The following is a 16947-nucleotide window of genomic DNA, read 5'->3' on the forward strand; positions in this document are numbered from 1 at the left end:
TCATTCGGCTCCATATGACTCAGGGATTGTGGACAACGTGCTGACCGCCGCGGCCCCGGTTCCTCGGGGGAAGGGGACACGGCGAAAGGGCCGGAGCCGGGCTCTGGCCGAAGACGAAGGGGCGCGGCGCCACGAGGGCCGCGCACGGCAGGACGCGACGCGTCCGGCTTGACTCAGCTGTCGGCAAGTTTGAGACCTCCGGCGATGAGGTCCTCGCGCAGCACCACGACCTGCTCCTGGGTGGCGTCGACCAGCGGAAGCCGGACGAAGCCTGCGTCCAGGCCGGCCAGCTTCAACGCGGCCTTCACCATGATCGCACCCTGGGTCCGCGTCATGATGCCGGTGGCCACCGGCAGCAACTGACGGTGGACGGCGAGCGCGCCCGCCACGTCACCGGAGCGGTACAGGTCGATCATCGAGGCCAGCTCGGCGCCCGCGACATGGCCGATGACGCTGACGACGCCGGCCGCGCCGACCGACAGCCAGGGCAGGTTGAGCAGGTCGTCGCCGGAGTAGAACACCAGGTCGGTGGTGGCGATGACGTGGGAGCCCGCGAACAGGTCGCCCTTGGCGTCCTTGACGGCGACGATGCGGGGATGCCGCGCGAGCCGTACCAGGGTCTCGGTGTGGATCGGAACACCGGAGCGGCCGGGGATGTCGTACAACATCACGGGAAGCTCAGTCGCGTCGGCCACCGCCGTGAAGTGGCGGAACAGCCCCTCCTGCGGTGGTTTGTTGTAGTACGGGGTCACCGCCAGCAACCCGTGCGCCCCCGCACGCTCGGCGGCGCGGGCGAGTTCCACACTGTGGTGGGTGTCGTTGGTCCCCGCGCCCGCGACCACGCTGGCGCGGTCGCCCACGGCTTCCACGACCGCTCGCAGGATGCGGTCCTTCTCCTCGTCGGTGGTGGTGGGGGACTCCCCCGTGGTGCCACTGACGATGAGACCGTCATTGCTCTGCTCGTCCACCAGGTAGGTGGCGAGCCGCTGGACACCCTCGTAGTCGACCGCGCCGTCGGAGGTGAACGGCGTGACCATCGCAGTGAGCATGCGGCCGAAGGGGGCGTCGGAGGTTCCAGTTGGCGATGCCATAAACGGAACGCTACCTGGATCCCGACATGCCCGTGGACCCCGCCACCCCGTTATGCCGAAGTCATCGCCGCCGCCGCGACACGCGGGACGAGACAGGGCGATCCACATCACATGCGGGCAACGAAAGAGACCGCCGATATGTGCTCGGGGGTACACACATCAGCGGCCTCTACCGGAGAATCGCCGCGTCTTACGCCGGCGTTACAGCCTCCTGGTGAGAATTTTTCCGAAGCTCGCCGCGGGACGGCGAACGCTCAGCGCGCCTGCCCAAGAATCAGCCTCATCCATAGATCTTCCATGCGGACGGTGATGAGCCGTTCGGTCTCGTGAGCCACAGGACCGCCCGGCTCGCGAATGGTCCGCCGGATGAACAGCAGGCCACCGGCGTGGCACAGCTCGTAGATCGTCTCCTTGCAGTCGCAGGTGTGCCTGCGGACCCGCACGCGATCACTCCGCCGCGTGTCCCTCATCCACTTGATCCGCTCGTGCTCCCGCTGAAGGGGCGCGACGTGGATGCCGTGATCCGGCGGGGCGATCGCGACCGACCGGCGGACCCGGGACTTCGCCGGGGTCCGCCCTCGGGACGGCCCGGCGGTCCGAGAGACGGGACGGATTCCCCCCGATCGCCAGGCGGCGCCGGCCACCCGACTCGGATCGTCCGGTGACCGGGAGCCTTCGGCAGCCGCCGTGAGATTACGTGAAGAATCCAGAATCGGGGGACCTGACCGTGGAGCACCACATTGGACCATTTGGCGACCTTTCAGCAGGCAAAGTTGGAGCCACAGGCGAGCTTCATTACTCAGGGTTGTCTGTCGAATACGCCAAGATTGGGTTTCCGCCCAGCCCCCGAGGGATGGATTGATGGCCAACTCTGATCCGGTTTACCTGCGCGTAGTCGAGGACCTCCGCCGCCAGATCGTCGACGGCACGCTTCCGCCAGGAGCTCCGATCCCCTCGCGGCATCAGATCACCCGGAAGTACAGCGTCGGTGAGACCGCCGCACGTCACGCGCTGCGCGTGCTGGCCCAGGAGGGCCTGATCGTCGGACGGGTGGGCTCGGGACACCGGGTCCGTGAAAAGCCGACTCTCCTGCCTTCCTACCGGAGCCGCGTGCCCGAACCCCACACACCGTTCGCCATGGACATGCAGGCCAGCGGGCGGCAGCCGAGCTGGAACTGGCGGAGCGAGCTCGCCGAGGCGCCGCCGGAGATCGCACAGCGTCTGCAGCTCAGTCAGTGGAGTCCGGTGATCAGAATCCGCTTCGTCTTCCGTGGCGACGGAAAGCCGATGCAGCTCGCCACGTCCTATGAACTGATCGAGTTCGGCCAGAGCCAGGCTCCGGAAGAGGGCACCGCCGAGCGCAGGAGCACGGTGTCCCGCATGGCGGCGAACGGCACCAAGATCACGGAGATCAGTGAGAGCGTTCACGTGCGCGTGCCGCAACCGACCGAGAGCGACCTGCTCGAACTGCCCACCGGCGTGCAGGTCCTGCACGTCGAGCGAACCCACTGGGCCGCGGAGCGCCCGGTGGAGACCAGTGACATCGTGATCCCGGGCGACAAGTTCCGCCTGGTCTACGGGATTCCCGTCTCCCTCTGACTGTCGGTGACCGCTGGTACAACCATTCCGGATTCCCCATCCGGAGGTGCCGATGCGCGTCAAGGACCTGCCCCCGGCCGACCAGCCTCGCGAACGGCTCCTGAACTCGGGCGCGACGGCCCTGGCCGATCGAGAGTTGCTCGCCCTGCTGCTCGGCTCGGGCAGCAGGGGCGTCAGCGCGGTCGAGCTCGCCTCCCAGCTCATCGCCCACTGCGGCGACCTCGGTGAGCTCTCCCGATCCGAGGCGCACCGGCTGCTGGCGGTGCCCGGCGTGGGGCCCGCCAAGGCCGCGCGGGTCGCGGCCGCCTTCCATCTCATGCGGAGAGCACAGGCCGAGCCCGAGCGGCTACGCGTCAGATGCTCGGCCGACATCGCGATGGTGGCCGCTCCGCTGCTCCATGGTTGTCCGCGCGAGAAGCTCGTGATCGTGGTCTGCGATCCGCGCGGCGCCGTGATCCGCCGGACCGTGATCAGCGAGGGCGGCAGCGACCACACCTCCGCACCCGTTCGCGACATCGTCGCCACCGTCCTGGTCTCCGGCGGGGCCGCCTTCGCCCTCGCGCACAACCATCCCAGCGGTTCTCTCGAACCGAGCGCCGCCGACCTCGAGGTCACCGCCCGTCTCAGTGAGGCCGCGGAGACCGTCGACCTGCGCTTCCTCGACCACGTGATCGTCACCGACGCCGCCTGGCGCAGGATCGCTCTTCCCTCTGACACGGATCGAAGATACGTCTAGTTGTATTGACCTGTCTAGTGGAATACTTTGGTCTAAGCAGACATAGCCCTACGATTGGCCTCGTTCCGGGTCGCCTATCTTTCGAGCGTGCTCGACCATGACGGTGACACTCACCTGTACGTGCAGATCGCCGAGATCATCCGGCAGCAGATCCTGCGCGGCGATCTCGCGCCCGGGCATGCCGTTCCGAGCGAGGCGACGATCCAGAGCGAGTTCGGCGTGGCCAGGACGACGGCCCGGCGGGCGTTCCATCTGCTACGCGAAGAAGGCCTGATCTACACGGTGCAGGGAGAGGGCACGTTCGTCGGCCCTCCGAGCGAGGCGGCGAGGGAGCCGCGCAGGACTCCTCTGTACCGCCAGATCGCGAACGACCTCATCGACCGCATCCGCGGTGGAGATCTGCGGCCCCGTCGCCCCGTCCCCAGCGAGACCACGCTGGTGCAGCAGTACGACGTGGCCCGCGAGACCGTGCGCAAGGCGATCGCCGTCCTGCGCGAGGAGGGCTGGATCTACACGGTCCCGCAGCGGGGGAGCTTCGTCTCCCCCGAGGACGACCAGCCCAGGTCGTAGGCCGTCGCCCCGCTCCACCGAGGCGCCCGATCGGACGCGCGGCATCGCGCCCGGCCGTCCGGACGCCTCGCTCGTCCTCCGAAGGGAATCGGTCAGCCGATCAGCTGCAGGGCCCGGTCGGCCAGTCCTTCGGGTGCGGTCGCCGGCGAACCCGTGTCGAACGGCGGCTCCGGGTCGTACTCCATCGCCAATTGAACGGCCTGCGCCGTCGTCACGTCGCTGAGGCGCGCGAGCAGGGTCAGCGCCATGTCGATGCCGGACGATACGCCCGCCGCGGTGACGATCTTCCCGTCCATGACGACACGCTCGCTGACGGGCTCGGCGCCGAAGCCGGCGAGATGTTCCAGCCATCCCCAGTGGGTGGTCGCCCGCCTGCCCTTCAGCAGGCCCGCCGCGCCGAGCAGGAACGAGCCGCTGCAAACGGACGTCGTCCACAGGGTGTGCTCGTGTGCTTCGGCGATCCAGGCGACCAGGTCCGCGTCGGCCAGCGCCTCGGCCGTACCGGGACCACCGGGAACGATGATCACCTCCGGCCTCGGGACGTCCGCGAGGGACGCGGTGGCCGTCAGGCTGAGACTCCCCCTGTCGTCGACGACCGGCCCGGCCTCGGCGGCCACGAAGGTGACCGTGCAGCCCGGCGCGAACGCCATCACCGTGTACGGCCCGACGGCGTCGAGGGCGGTGAAGCGGGGGTAGAGGGGGATGGCGACGTGCACGATCGGTTCTCCTTCGACTGGAACCGGCGACGGTAGTCGCCGGGTGAGATGCGCCAGTGACGGCGGAAGACGCGGTAGAGGGTCTCCGGCGCCCCGAGCCCCGACTCCCGTGCCACCCGGTCCAGGGGGTGGGCGGTGACCTCGAGCAGCCTCCGGGCGATGTCGGCCCTGCTCCGCTCGACGTACCGGCCGGGCGAAAGGCCGGTCTGCTCGGTGAAGACGCGGGAGAAGTGGCGCTCGCTCATCCCCGCGCGCCGCGCGAGAGCGGGCACGCTGAGATCTCCCGCCGGGTTGGCGTCGATGAACGCCTGAAGCTCGCGTAGAGGCTCCAGACGGGGGACGACGGCCCGCATCGCGGTGCTGAACTGACTCTGCCCGCCGGGCCTGTGCAGGTAGACCACGAGCCCGCACGCGATGTCCCGTGCGAGCGCGTGGCCGTGGTCCTCCGCCACGAGAGCGAGGGCGAGGTCCACCCCGGCGGTGACTCCTGCGGAGGTCCAGACGTCCCCGTCCTTGATGTAGATGGGGTCGGCGTCCACCTCGACCTCGGGATATTCGGCGTCCAATTCGGAGGCCGTCAGCCAGTGCGTGGTCGCCCGCCTGCCGTCGAGCAGTCCGGCCTCCGCCAGGAGGAAGGCGCCGCTGCAGACCGATGCGACCCTGCGCGACGCCGGTGCAAGGCGGGCGACTCCCTCGACCAGGCCCCGATCACGCCGGTGCCCCTGCGCGGACAGGCCGCCCACGACCAGGAGCGTGTCGATCGGCCCCTCGACCTGGTCGAGCGGGGTCTCCACGACGGTCGTGATCCCGTTCTGCGCCGCCACCTGACCGGCCCGCACGGCGGTCACCTCGATGCGATAGCCGTACTCGGCCGCAAGCAACGTCGCGGTCCCGAACACGTCCGCCGGACCCGCCAGGTCGAGCAGTTGAAAGCCATCGAAGACCACGATCACGACGCGCCGTTCCATGGCCCCATGGTGGCCACAAGGCAGGCATGGCGTCCACGACACGTGTATTGCAGATCACGCCAAGAGGCGGCTCCTGGACAGGGCTAGCCGAGCCCGTCGATCTCGACCTGGCATGACCCGAACGAGTTCGCCTTCTCCTCGCCGACGGTCTTCCCGTCCACCTTGATCCGGCAGGTGACGGTCCCGTGGGCATCGTCGCTCTGCACTGACAACGCCAGGCCGTGGACGTCTTCCTCCGCCGAGTCGGTCCTCGAGACGGGGAGGGGGACGCGGAACTCCTGCGTCTCGCCGAACCCGACGCTGTACATGAGATAGCTGACGGTCTTCGCTCCACCCGAGCCGGTCACCTCGAAGGTCACCTCGTGGTCACCGTGGGCGGGCCCACCGCCCGTGCACCCACCTGTGACGAACCCCGTCAGGCCGAGGACGAGGCTTGCGACAGCCAGTCGGTTCGTACGGCCCGGCTGCGGCGGCCGGGCGGGCTGACCGTACGGGGGCTGCTCGGTCATCGTCGGACTCCAGGGGGTGAAGGGAGGCCATGTCCGGTCGGCAGAGGGTGTGCGTCACCCATGCTCCACGATCTTGCCGGACTCCGGAACGTCCCGCCGGGCAGAAGAGGGATCCTCTCGCCCAGGCCGGGCGAACCACGACCGATCACCCATGCCGGCCCCGATCAGGCCTGTCAGAACACCGGAATGATGTCCTCGGGGTCGATCACGTCGACCGCGACGCCCTCGATGTCCAACTCGGGGATCGCGGGGAACTCGATCCCCCACCGCTCGACGATCACCCGGACGCGTGCCATCGCGATCCGCCAGTTCTCCGCCTGCTCGTCGTAGGACAGCACGCCGAGACCGGCGTCCCGCGCGCGGTCCATCAGCACCCGGTGGTTGTGCAGGAAGTACGGCGGGAGCTCCCAGAAGCCCTCCGGCGGCTCCCAGAGGATCATCGACAGGAACACGAACCCGGCCCTTAGCTGCCTGGTGATGAGGCTGCGCACGTCGTCGGTGAGCCCGGGCCACTCGTTCTCGAGGATCGTCATGCAGATCTGCAGGTGCCGCGACTCGTCCCGGCCGATCTTGTGGAACATCTCGGAGAACAGGGGGTGGCCGGTGGCGCTGGCCATGCCCCGGAACAACGTCGAGGCCGCCATCTCCCCCATCATGAAGCTGGTGAAGAGCACGGCCAGCGAGTACTTCCCCACGGCCGCGTTGTAGCCCGTCCAGTAACGGCCGCCGTTGTGGTAGAGCCAGCCGATGTTGTTGTGCGCGGCGTGCTCCAGGTCGGTGGACGGCTCCCAGCCGAGCGGCCCGCCCGGCCACAGCCGGGAGATCGACCGCTGGCAGCACTCCTCGTGGTTCATCTCGTCACGGGTGATCGAGAAGAAGCACTTGCGGACGGGATCCTCCTCGTGCTTCTCGAACGCCTGGATCGTCGCGCGGGCGAAGACGGCGGGACCCGACGCGTCGAAGTTGGCCAGCACGGAGAACCAGTACATGATCCCCAGCCGCTGCTCGCGGGTGAACGCCGCAGGATCGAGCAGGTCCCAGGGGAGATCGGCGGGATTCCACACCATCCGCTTCGACTTCTCGTAGATCGCCGCCAGCTTCGCCGTCTCGACCCGCCACTCCATCGGGTAGATGTTCGGCTGCGGCACCTCGGGCGCGGGCCAGAAACCGCCTTCGGGAATCGTGACGTCCGTCATCGCTCCACCGCCGCTCGTCTGGTGTGACAGTTTCAGCCCTATCCTGCGCCGACCTGTTACACGATTCAAGCCCTTCCGGCTCCGCTCTCGCCCGTGTCCGGCAGGGGACGGCGCCCGAGGCGGGCCCGCGGCCCCCGCTCCCGCCCGGGATCGGCGGCCCTCCGGCTGCCCTGGCTCACCGCGACGCAGACGAGCACGGCGGTAGCGGCCACGACGGTCGCGACGCCGAACCGCTCGTCCAGCAGCAGCCAGGCCCAGACGAGGGTGAGGAGCGGCTGCGTCAACTGGACCTGCCCGGCGCGGGCGATCCCCCCGATGGCGAGACCGGCATACCAGGGGATGAAGCCGAGGAACATCGAGATCAGGCTCACGTAGGCGAAGCCCGCCAGGGACACGGCGGTGAGCCGGGGATCGGTCACCAGCGCGAGGACGACGGTCGCGGGCACCGTGACCGGGGCCGCCATGACCAGCGCGTACGAGATGACCCGCCAGCCCGGCTCCGCGCGGGCCAACCGGCCGCCCTCGGTGTAACCGACGGCCGCCGAGAGCAGGGCGAGGACGAGCAGCAGGTCGGCGCCCGCGAACTCGCCGCTTCCCCTGGTGAGGGTGAACGCCGTGATGGACACCACTCCCCCGGCGCACGCGAGCCAGAAGAGCGCACGCGGCCGTTCCCCCGCTCGCAGGACGGCACAGGCCGCGGTCGCCGCCGGCAACAACCCGATGACGACCGCGGAGTGCGCCGTGCTCGCGCCGCTGTGCAGGGCGAGCCCGCTGAACAACGGAAAGCCCACGGCCACCCCGAGCACGATCAGGCCGTATGACCGGAGATGCGCACGAGGCGGCAGGAGGGGCGCGCCCGCGGCCTTGAGGCAGATCACGGCCACGATCGACGCGAAGGCGGCTCGCCCGATCGCCACCAGATAGGGATCGAGGCCGCGCATCGCGAAGACGGTGGCGGGAAACGACCCGGAGAACGCGATCACTCCGATCCCCGCGAGCAGAGTGCCCTTCCAGGCACGTCGCCGGTCCGCCGCCATGTGCAGCGCTACCGATGGAGAGACGATAGCGCTATTGTCAATCTTCATGAATGACGATAGCAGTATCGCGCGTCTTGCCGCGATCCTCCGGAAAGAGGTGGAGAAGTCGCGGCCCGGCGAGCGACTGCCGTCGAGCCGGGAGATCATGCGCCGTCACGGGGTGAGTCCGGTGACGGTCTCCCGGGCCATCGCCCAACTCGCCGCAGAAGGGCGTGTGGTGACCCGGCCGGGCAGCGGAGCGTTCGCGACCTCGGTCCGCACGCCCGCCGCCGAGGCCCCGGACCTGTCGTGGCAGACCGTCTCACTCGGGGACCGGGTCGTGGACGACTCGGGTGTCGTGAGCCTGCTCGCACAGCCGCCGGACGGTGTGATCCCGTTGACCGGCGGCTACCTGAATCCGCAACTCCGGCCGGTGCGGGAGTTGTCGGCCGCGGCGGCGAGAGCCGTACGGAGACCGGGAAGCTGGGCGGTGCCGCCCCTCAGCGGTCTGCCCGACCTGCGGCGGTGGTTCGCGAGCGAAGTGGGCGGCACGGTGACGCCGAACGACGTCCTCGTGGTCAGCGGAGGCCAGTCGGCGCTCACGCACGCCTTCCGCGCGCTGGCCGCCCCCGGCGAGGCCGTGCTGGTGGAGACTCCCACGTATCCGGGTGCGCTCGCGGCCGCCAAGGCGGCCGGACTCCGGGCGACGGCGGTGCCGGTCGACGTCGACGGCGTGCGGCCCGACCTGCTGGCCGAGGCCTTCGCACTCACGGGCGCACGTGTCTTCCTCTGCCAGCCCACACTGCACAATCCGACCGGGGCCACGCTGCCCCTCGATCGCAGGGAACAGGTGCTGGCCGTCGCCACGGCCGCCGGAGCCTTCGTGATCGAGGACGACTACGCGAGATATCTCGCGCGGGGCCCGGTGCCGCCTCCCATGGTGACCCTCGACCGGCACGGCACGGTCGTCCACATCCTGTCACTGAGCAAGATCACCGCGCCGAGCCTCCGGGTGGCCGGTCTGATCGCGCGCGGCCCGGCCGCCCGGCGTCTGCGGGCGAGCCAGGTCGTCGAGTCCTTCTTCGTCGCCGGCCCGCTCCAGGAGACCGCGCTCGAGTTCGTCGGCTCACCCGGGTGGCGCCGGCACATCAGGGCGGTCGGGCACGAGGTCGACGTCCGGCAGGAGACGCTTCTCACCGGCCTGGCCCTGCATGCCCCCGAGGCGGAGGTCCATCTCGTCCCGCGAGGAGGCCTGCACGTCTGGTTGCGGCTTCCCCCGGCGACCGACGAGGCGATGCTCGTGGAGGCGGCACGCCGGGAGGGCGTCCTGATCAGCCCCGGGCGGATCTACTACCCCTCCGAGCCGCCCGGCCCACGGCTCCGGCTGACCCATATCGCGGCCGTCACCCTCGCCGAGTTGAGCGAGGGCGTCCGGCGCTTCGGGGTCGCGCTCCGGGGTCTTCACGAGTGAGGTCGACGGGCTCTCGGTCCACTCAACGGGTGGCGGCCTTCTTGCGTGCGGCGGGCACGCGCCTGCGGTCGCGGCGGCTCTTCTCCTGCATGGCCAGGTAGGCCAGGTAGCTGAAGCGCATCGTTCCTCCAGAAATAATCGACACCAGTAAAACACTTACACTGGTGTTGAATATTCCGCACCCGGCGACTCCCCTACAGTGGTGGAAGGAGGCGATCACCCAGATGACGAGTCCGGCGGAGCTGCTCCGCGACTTCGTGAACACCTACGACGTCGAGGAGGACGCCGATGAGCTGTCCTCCCCCGCCGAGCTGTCCCTATGGCTTCGCGAGCGGGGACTGATCGACGCCGCCGACAGCGCCATGGAAGGCGACCTCATGGTGGCGACCCGGCTGCGCGAGGGACTGCGGCACGTCCTGATCGCCAACCACGACGCCACGCCGTACGACGTCTCCGGCGACCTGGCCTCCGCCCTGCGCGCGCTGCCGATGCGGGTGACGCTGACCGGCGGGACGCCGGCGCTGGAGCCGGCGGTCACCGGCGCACCGGCCGGGCTGGCGAGGCTCGCCGCCCTGATCCCCGCCGCCCACGCCGACGGTTCCTGGTCACGGCTGAAGGTGTGCGCCGAGAGCACCTGCCAGTGGGCGTTCATCGACTCCTCGAAGAATCGATCCCGCTCATGGTGTTCGATGCGCGTGTGCGGAAACCGCAGCAAAACCCGGACATATCGGGCGCGACGTCGGGCGGACGACCCATCAGGCCACGCTGACCAGTACGGTGAGACGGGCAAGGAAGGGAGTTGACGCACATGGGTGTCAGGACTGCTCGCCTCGAGGACGTCGAAGCGGTGACGAGCACCCAGATCCGCGCGTGGAAGTACGGCTACCGCGACTTCCTGCCGGCCGGCCCGCTGGAGCAGATGACGGGTGCGGCCGCCGAGAAGATGTGGCGCCGCCAGTGGGACGAGGCGATCGTCTCGCCGCCCACTCCCCGGCACCGCGTGCTCGTGGCCGTGGAACGTGTCATGCCCGACGGTGAAGCCTCGGACGCCGCGGAGACCGAGGAGTCGCCGGACTCCGACCGCGTCGTCGGACTGGCCTCGCACGGACCGGCCGAGGACCCCGACGTGAGCCCCTCCACGACCGCGGAGCTGCTCACCCTGCTGATCGACCCCAATCACATCCGGCGTGGTCACGGCAGCAGGCTCCTCAACGCGACCGTCGACCACCTGCGCGATGACGGCATCCGCACCGTGGTGACGTGGGTCTTCGCCGACGATCACGCGATGGTCGGCTTCCTGGAGTCGGCCGGCTGGGGCGAGGACGGAGCGGAGCGCGTGCTCGACATGGGCCGTCCCATCCGCATGATCCGCCTGACCACCGACATCAGCTGACCCCCCGCCCCCTCCGTCGTGATCATGCACACCTTCGCGCCCACCCCCTCCGACCTGCCCACCCCCCGGGCGTGATCATGCACAGGTTCGTGCATATGGCCTCCGACCAGCACACCCTTCGCGCGCGATCATGCACGGATTCGCGCGCGCGGCTGTGACCTGCGGGCATTCAGTTCGTGATCATGCATCCTGAGGCGTCCCTTCCGCGGTCCCGCGAAGGCAAGACAAGCAAGAATCCCGCGAAGCAAGACAAGCTAGAAAAGGTAAGAAAGTGGCCACACCAGCTCAGTGGTTAGCGGGCGCACGCCCCCGTACGCTCCCCGCGGCCGTCGTCCCCGTCGTCGTCGGCACAGGGGCGGCGATCTCGCAAGGCGGCGCGGTCTGGTGGCGGGCCGTGATCGCGCTGTTCGTGGCGCTGGCCCTGCAGGTCGGGGTGAACTACGCCAACGACTACAGCGACGGCGTCAAGGGAACGGACCGGGACCGGGTCGGGCCGATGCGACTGGTGGGCTCGGGCGTTGCACCGCCCAAGGCCGTGCTCGCCGCCGCGCTCGCCTGCTTCGCCGCCGCCGCGGTCGCCGGGCTCGCCCTCGTGATCGTGACCGGCGCGTGGTGGCTGCTCCTGGTCGGGCTCGCCGCCATCCTGGCCGCGTGGTTCTACACCGGAGGTTCCCGCCCGTACGGCTATCGCGCCATGGGCGAGATCTCGGTCTTCGTGTTCTTCGGCCTGGTGGCCGTCGCGGGCACGACCTACGTCCAGCTGGAGCGGCTGACCTGGCTGTCCCTCGTCGCGGCGATCCCTGTGGGCCTGCTCGCGTGCGCCCTGCTGGTCGTCAACAACCTGCGCGACATCAATACCGACGTGGTGTCCGGCAAGCGGACTCTCGCCGTGGTCCTCGGTGACGGCCGCACGCGCGTGCTCTACTCCGCGGCACTGATCCTGCCGATCGTGATCGCGCTCGCCCTGGTGCCGGCGCGGCCCTTCGCCGCGCTCACCCTGCTGGCCGTTCCCCTTGTGGCGGCTCCCGTCAAGACGGTCCGCTCCGGCGCGACCGGCCCGGCGCTCATCGCCACACTCCAGCAGACCGGGCGCCTCCAACTCGTCTTCGGCGTCCTGTTCGCCATCGGCCTCGCGCTCTGACCCGCGTGTGTACGGCTGCCGCCGAACCGCCGGCAGCCGTACCCCTGCGCGCGGCCTACAGGTCGAGGAGACGGTCGAGCCCGACCGTGAGACCGTCCAGTCCCTGAACACGCCGGATGCCGAGCAGCACGCCCGGCATGAAGGACGACCTGTTCATCGTGTCGTGCCGGATCGTCAGGATCTCCCCGTCACCGCCGAGGATCACCTCTTGGTGGGCGATCAGCCCGGCCAGCCGTACGGCGTGCACGTGAACGCCGTCGACCGAGGCCCCGCGGGCGCCTTCGAGCTCGGTGGTCGTGGCATCGGGTGACGGGCCCAGGCCCGCCTTCCTGCGCGCCTCGGCGATCAGCTCAGCCGTACGGCGGGCAGTTCCCGACGGCGCGTCCGCCTTGTTGGGGTGGTGCAGTTCGACGATCTCGGCCGACTCGAAGTACTTGGCCGCCTGCTGGGCGAAGTGCATCATGAGCACGGCGGCGATGCCGAAGTTGGGCGCGATCAGCGCGTTGGTCCCCGGGCTGGCGGCGAGCCAGCCGCGCACGGTGTCGAGACGCCCCGCGTCGAAGCCGGTGGTGCCGACCACGGGGTGGATGCCGTTGCCGATGCACCATTCGAGGTTGCCCATGACGACGTCGGGGTGGGTGAAGTCGACGACCACCTCCGCGCTCGCCAGAGCGTCGAGGGAGTCGTCCTTGTCGACCGCCCCCACCAACTCCAGGTCCTCCGCCGCGTGCACGGCCTTGCAGACTTCCACACCGACGCGCCCACGAGCGCCCAGAACACCGACCTTAATCACGCGCCCAAGGCTATATCGACCGCACGGGCCGACATGACGAAGCCGCGCGGGCGACGAGCGCACCGCGCGGCTTCGAGTGAACGACAGACCTCAGGCGATCGCGAAGCCGAAGTCCTTGTCCGAATAGGGACCGATGACCGCGAGCGTCAGCGGCCGGTTCAAGATGTCGCCGGCCACGGCGGCGAGGTCGTCGGGCGTGACCGCCTCGATCCGGGCGAGGACCTCGTCCACCGACATGAGCTCCTCGTAGACGAGTTCGCTCTTGCCGATGCGGGACATGCGGGAACCGGTGTCCTCCAGCCCCAGCACGAGCCCGCCGCGCATCTGGCCCTTGCCGCGGGCGATCTCCTCGGCGGTGATGCCCTCGGCCACGACCCTGGCCACCTCGTCACGGCAGATCTTCAGCACATCGTCGATCTTGGACGGCAGGCAGCCGACGTAGATGCCGAACTGGCCGGTGTCGGCGTACTGGGAGGTGTAGCTGTACGCGCTGTAGGCCAGGCCGCGCTTCTCCCGGATCTCCTGGAACAGGCGCGACGACATGCCGCCGCCGAGCGCCGCGTTCAGGACCCCCAGGGCGAAGCGCCGCTCGTCCGTCCGGGACACGCCCGTCATACCGAGGACCAGGTTGGCCTGCTCGGTGGGACGGTCGACGACCCTGATGCCGGAACGCTCCTCGACGCCGGGACCGCCGAGACGAGGAGGCGCGGGGCTGGCGACAGCGCCCAGCGCCCCCGCCCGCTCGTATGCCGCGGCCACCAGTTCGACCACCCGCTCGTGGCTCACGTTGCCGGCCACCGACACGACGGTCTGCGGCGGCACGTAGTAGCGCTGGTAGTACTCGGCGATGCGGTCACGGGTGAGCGCGTTGATCGACTCCTCGTTGCCGAGGATCGGCCGCCCGATCGGCGTGTCGCCGTACAACTCGGCGGAGAACTGCTCGTGCACCACGTCGGACGGATCGTCGTCGTGCATGGCGATCTCTTCGAGGATCACGCCGCGCTCGGACTCCACGTCCTCAGCGGTGACCAGCGAAGAGGTGACCACGTCGGCGAGCACGTCGATCGCGATCGGCAGGTCCTCGTCGAGCACCCGGGCGTAGTAGCAGGTGTACTCCTTGGCGGTGAAGGCGTTGATCTCACCGCCGATGCCCTCGATGGACGCCGAGATCTCCATGGCGTCGCGCGTGGGCGTGCCCTTGAAGAGCAGGTGCTCGAGGAAGTGGGTGGCCCCCATGTGCTCGGGGGCCTCGTCACGTGACCCGATGCCGACCCACATGCCGACCGCGACGCTCCGCACGGTCGGCATGGTTTCGGTCACCACTCGAAGACCGCCGGGAAGGACGGTGCGGCGAATGACGCCCGCGCCGTCCTTACCGGGGTGCAGAGTCGTGGTGGTCACGAGTTGCGGTCGTCCCGGCCACCGCGGGTGCGGCGGCGCGGCCTCTCCGTGCGCTGCTCGTCCTGCGGCTCCGCCGCCGCCACGGGCGCGCTCTCGCCCTCGTCGCCGCCACCGGCCGCCTTCTCCGCGGCCTCCTTCTCGACGACCTCGACCGGCACCAGGGACAGCTTGCCGCGGGCGTCGATCTCAGCGATCTCGACCTGGACCTTCTCCCCGACGCTCATGACGTCCTCGACGTTCTCGATGCGCTTGCCGCCGTGCAGCTTGCGGATCTGAGAGACATGCAGCAGGCCGTCCTTGCCGGGAAGCAGCGACACGAACGCACCGAAGGCGGCGATCTTGACGACCGTGCCCAGGTAGCGCTCGCCGACCTCCGGCATGTGCGGGTTCGCGATGCCGTTGATCAGCGACCGGGCCGCCTCGGCCGACGGGCCGTCGGTGGCGCCGATGTAGATCGTGCCGTCGTCCTCGATCGTGATCTCGGCGCCGGTGTCGTCCTGGATCTGGTTGATCATCTTGCCCTTGGGGCCGATGACCTCGCCGATCTTGTCTACCGGAACCTTGATCGTGATGATGCGCGGCGCCGTCGGGTTCATCTCCGCCGGAGAGTCGATCGCCTCCTGCATCACGTCCAGGATCGCCAGACGCGCGCCGCGCGCCTGCTTGAGCGCGGCCGCCAGCACGCTGGCCGGGATGCCGTCCAGCTTGGTGTCGAGCTGCAGGGCCGTGATGACGTCCTTGGTGCCGGCGACCTTGAAGTCCATGTCGCCCATGGCGTCCTCGGCGCCGAGGATGTCGGTCAGCGTGACGAACTGGTCGCCCTCGCCGATGAGACCCATGGCGATGCCGGCCACCATCTCCTTGAGCGGGACACCCGCGTCGAGCAGGGCCATCGTCGAGGCGCAGACCGAGCCCATCGAGGTCGAGCCGTTCGAGCCCAGCGCCTCCGACACCTGCCGGATCGCGTACGGGAACTCCTCACGCGACGGCAGCACGGGGATGAGCGCGCGCTCGGCGAGCGCCCCGTGGCCGATCTCGCGCCGCTTGGGCGAGCCCACGCGGCCGGTCTCACCGGTGGAGTACGGCGGGAAGTTGTAGTTGTGCATGTAGCGCTTGGTGCGCTCGGGGTTCAGCGTGTCGATCATCTGCTCCATGCGGAGCATGTTCAGCGTGGTGATCCCGAGGATCTGGGTCTCACCGCGCTCGAACAGCGCCGAACCGTGCACCCGCGGGACCACGTGGACCTCGGCGTTGAGCTGCCGGATGTCCTTGGGGCCGCGGCCGTCGATGCGGACGCCCTCCTTGATGACGCGCGCGCGCATCAGCTTCTTGGTCAGCGACCGGAACGCGGCGCCGACCTCCTTCTCCCGGCCCTCGAAGTCGGGGAGGACCTTCTCCGCGGCGAGCGCCTTGACCCGCTCGATCTCGAGCTCGCGCTCCTGCTTGCCCGCGATGGTCAGCGCGGAGCCGAGCTCGGTGCTGACGGCCGCGGTGACGGCCTCCAGGACGTCCTCCTGGTAGTCCAGGAAGATCGGGTACTCCGCGGTCTCCTTGGCGGCGACCCCGGCGAGCTTCGCCTGCGCGTCGCAGAGGACCTTGATGAACGGCTTGGCCGCCTCGAGGCCCTGGGCCACGGTCTCCTCGGTCGGCGCGACGGCACCATCGGCGACCAGCTTGAGCGTGTCACGCGTCGACTCGGCCTCGACCATCATGATCGCGACGTCGCCGTCCGCCAGGACGCGACCCGCGACGACCATGTCGAACGTGGCGTTCTCAAGCTCGGTGTGGGTCGGGAACGCCACCCACTGGCCCTCGATCAGCGCGACGCGGACGCCGCCGATCGGGCCGGAGAACGGCAGACCGGCGAGCTGGGTCGACAGGCTGGCCGCGTTGATCGCGACCACGTCGTACAGGTGCTCCGGGTGCAGCGACATGATGGTCGCCACGACCTGGATCTCGTTGCGCAGGCCCTTGACGAACGACGGGCGCAGCGGCCGGTCGATCAGGCGGCAGGTGAGGATCGCGTCCTCGGACGGCCGGCCCTCCCTGCGGAAGAACGAGCCGGGAATCCGGCCCGCGGCGTACATCCGCTCCTCGACGTCGACGGTGAGCGGGAAGAAGTCCAAGTTCTCCTTGGGATTCTTGGACGCGGTGGTGGCGGACAGGACCATCGTCTCGTCGTCGAGATAGACGACGGAGCTTCCTGCCGCCTGGCGCGCGAGGCGACCGGTCTCGAACCGGATCGTGCGCGTGCCGAAGGAGCCGTTATCGATAACGGCTTCCGTGCTGTGGACACCCTCCACGGGGGACCTCCTTCTCGGGTCGGTCTCCCGCGTCCTTCCGTTTG

The 16947-nt window shown here is 69.4% G+C and carries 17 protein-coding genes; 7 read left to right on the top strand and 10 right to left on the bottom strand.

The genetic code is table 11. From position 1 onward, the window contains the following. Positions 1-173: 173 nt before the first annotated feature. Positions 174-1091, bottom strand: coding sequence for a 4-hydroxy-tetrahydrodipicolinate synthase (dapA, locus tag Pmi06nite_RS33110; RefSeq protein WP_203957118.1), 918 nt, complete (start codon positions 1089-1091; stop codon positions 174-176). 254 nt (positions 1092-1345) lie between these two features. Continuing rightward, positions 1346-1534 carry a hypothetical protein gene (locus tag Pmi06nite_RS33115; protein WP_239114375.1) on the bottom strand — a complete coding sequence of 63 codons (189 nt, stop codon included), beginning with the start codon at positions 1532-1534 and terminating at the stop codon, positions 1346-1348. Positions 1535-1952: 418 nt separating this feature from the next. Here Pmi06nite_RS33115 and Pmi06nite_RS33120 point away from each other — a divergent pair, with 418 nt between their 5' ends. From Pmi06nite_RS33120 to Pmi06nite_RS33130, 3 genes are all read left to right on the top strand, one after another. After that, positions 1953-2690, top strand: coding sequence for a GntR family transcriptional regulator (locus tag Pmi06nite_RS33120; protein ID WP_203957119.1), 738 nt, complete (start codon positions 1953-1955; stop codon positions 2688-2690). Between the two features lie 52 nt (positions 2691-2742). Further along, the gene (locus Pmi06nite_RS33125; protein WP_203957120.1) at positions 2743-3426 is read left to right on the top strand and encodes a JAB domain-containing protein; all 684 of its coding nucleotides are present in this window, start codon (positions 2743-2745) and stop codon (positions 3424-3426) included. An 87-nt stretch (positions 3427-3513) separates the two neighbouring features. Beyond that, positions 3514-3996, top strand: coding sequence for a GntR family transcriptional regulator (locus tag Pmi06nite_RS33130; protein ID WP_203957121.1), 483 nt, complete (start codon positions 3514-3516; stop codon positions 3994-3996). A gap of 92 nt (positions 3997-4088) precedes the next feature. Here Pmi06nite_RS33130 and Pmi06nite_RS33135 read toward each other — a convergent pair whose 3' ends face one another. From Pmi06nite_RS33135 to Pmi06nite_RS33155, 5 genes are all read right to left on the bottom strand, one after another. Further along, positions 4089-4712 (bottom strand): DJ-1/PfpI family protein, encoded by a 624-nt coding sequence (locus tag Pmi06nite_RS33135; RefSeq protein ID WP_203957122.1) that lies wholly within the window; start codon positions 4710-4712, stop codon positions 4089-4091. Beyond that, positions 4646-5680, bottom strand: coding sequence for a GlxA family transcriptional regulator (locus Pmi06nite_RS33140; RefSeq protein WP_203957123.1), 1035 nt, complete (start codon positions 5678-5680; stop codon positions 4646-4648). The genes Pmi06nite_RS33135 and Pmi06nite_RS33140 overlap by 67 nt, the downstream gene beginning before the upstream one ends. Positions 5681-5763: 83 nt before the next feature. Then, on the bottom strand, positions 5764-6189 hold the full coding sequence (locus Pmi06nite_RS33145; RefSeq protein WP_203957124.1) for a hypothetical protein: 426 nt from the start codon (positions 6187-6189) through the stop codon (positions 5764-5766). A gap of 173 nt (positions 6190-6362) precedes the next feature. Further along, the gene (locus tag Pmi06nite_RS33150; protein WP_203957125.1) at positions 6363-7385 is read right to left on the bottom strand and encodes a hypothetical protein; all 1023 of its coding nucleotides are present in this window, start codon (positions 7383-7385) and stop codon (positions 6363-6365) included. A 65-nt stretch (positions 7386-7450) separates the two neighbouring features. Further along, positions 7451-8470 carry a DMT family transporter gene (locus Pmi06nite_RS33155; protein WP_203957126.1) on the bottom strand — a complete coding sequence of 340 codons (1020 nt, stop codon included), beginning with the start codon at positions 8468-8470 and terminating at the stop codon, positions 7451-7453. Between Pmi06nite_RS33155 and Pmi06nite_RS33160 the strand changes: the two genes are divergently transcribed. The 4 genes from Pmi06nite_RS33160 (at position 8469) to Pmi06nite_RS33175 (ending at position 12406) form a co-directional block, all read left to right on the top strand. Next, complete coding sequence (locus Pmi06nite_RS33160) at positions 8469-9872, top strand: aminotransferase-like domain-containing protein (protein ID WP_203957127.1); 1404 nt, start codon at positions 8469-8471, stop codon at positions 9870-9872. The genes Pmi06nite_RS33155 and Pmi06nite_RS33160 overlap by 2 nt on opposite strands. Before the next feature lie 224 nt (positions 9873-10096). Continuing rightward, the gene (locus tag Pmi06nite_RS33165; RefSeq protein WP_203957128.1) at positions 10097-10675 is read left to right on the top strand and encodes a CGNR zinc finger domain-containing protein; all 579 of its coding nucleotides are present in this window, start codon (positions 10097-10099) and stop codon (positions 10673-10675) included. 5 nt (positions 10676-10680) lie between these two features. Continuing rightward, a complete protein-coding gene (locus tag Pmi06nite_RS33170) occupies positions 10681-11265 on the top strand; it encodes a GNAT family N-acetyltransferase (RefSeq protein WP_203957129.1) in 585 nt (194 codons plus the stop codon). 271 nt (positions 11266-11536) lie between these two features. Continuing rightward, on the top strand, positions 11537-12406 hold the full coding sequence (locus Pmi06nite_RS33175) for a 1,4-dihydroxy-2-naphthoate polyprenyltransferase (protein ID WP_203957130.1): 870 nt from the start codon (positions 11537-11539) through the stop codon (positions 12404-12406). A 55-nt stretch (positions 12407-12461) separates the two neighbouring features. Here Pmi06nite_RS33175 and dapB read toward each other — a convergent pair whose 3' ends face one another. The 3 genes from dapB to Pmi06nite_RS33190 all read right to left on the bottom strand — a co-directional run bounded on the left by dapB (position 12462) and on the right by Pmi06nite_RS33190 (position 16903). Further along, positions 12462-13199, bottom strand: a complete 738-nt coding sequence (gene dapB, locus Pmi06nite_RS33180) for a 4-hydroxy-tetrahydrodipicolinate reductase (protein ID WP_203957131.1) — start codon at positions 13197-13199, stop codon at positions 12462-12464. Positions 13200-13289: 90 nt separating this feature from the next. Continuing rightward, positions 13290-14600, bottom strand: a complete 1311-nt coding sequence (locus tag Pmi06nite_RS33185; RefSeq protein WP_203957132.1) for a M16 family metallopeptidase — start codon at positions 14598-14600, stop codon at positions 13290-13292. Continuing rightward, positions 14597-16903, bottom strand: coding sequence for a polyribonucleotide nucleotidyltransferase (locus Pmi06nite_RS33190; RefSeq protein WP_203957133.1), 2307 nt, complete (start codon positions 16901-16903; stop codon positions 14597-14599). The genes Pmi06nite_RS33185 and Pmi06nite_RS33190 overlap by 4 nt, the downstream gene beginning before the upstream one ends. Positions 16904-16947: the final 44 nt, after the last annotated feature.

This window comes from Planotetraspora mira (assembly GCF_016863275.1).
In the GTDB taxonomy this organism is placed as follows: domain Bacteria; phylum Actinomycetota; class Actinomycetes; order Streptosporangiales; family Streptosporangiaceae; genus Planotetraspora; species Planotetraspora mira.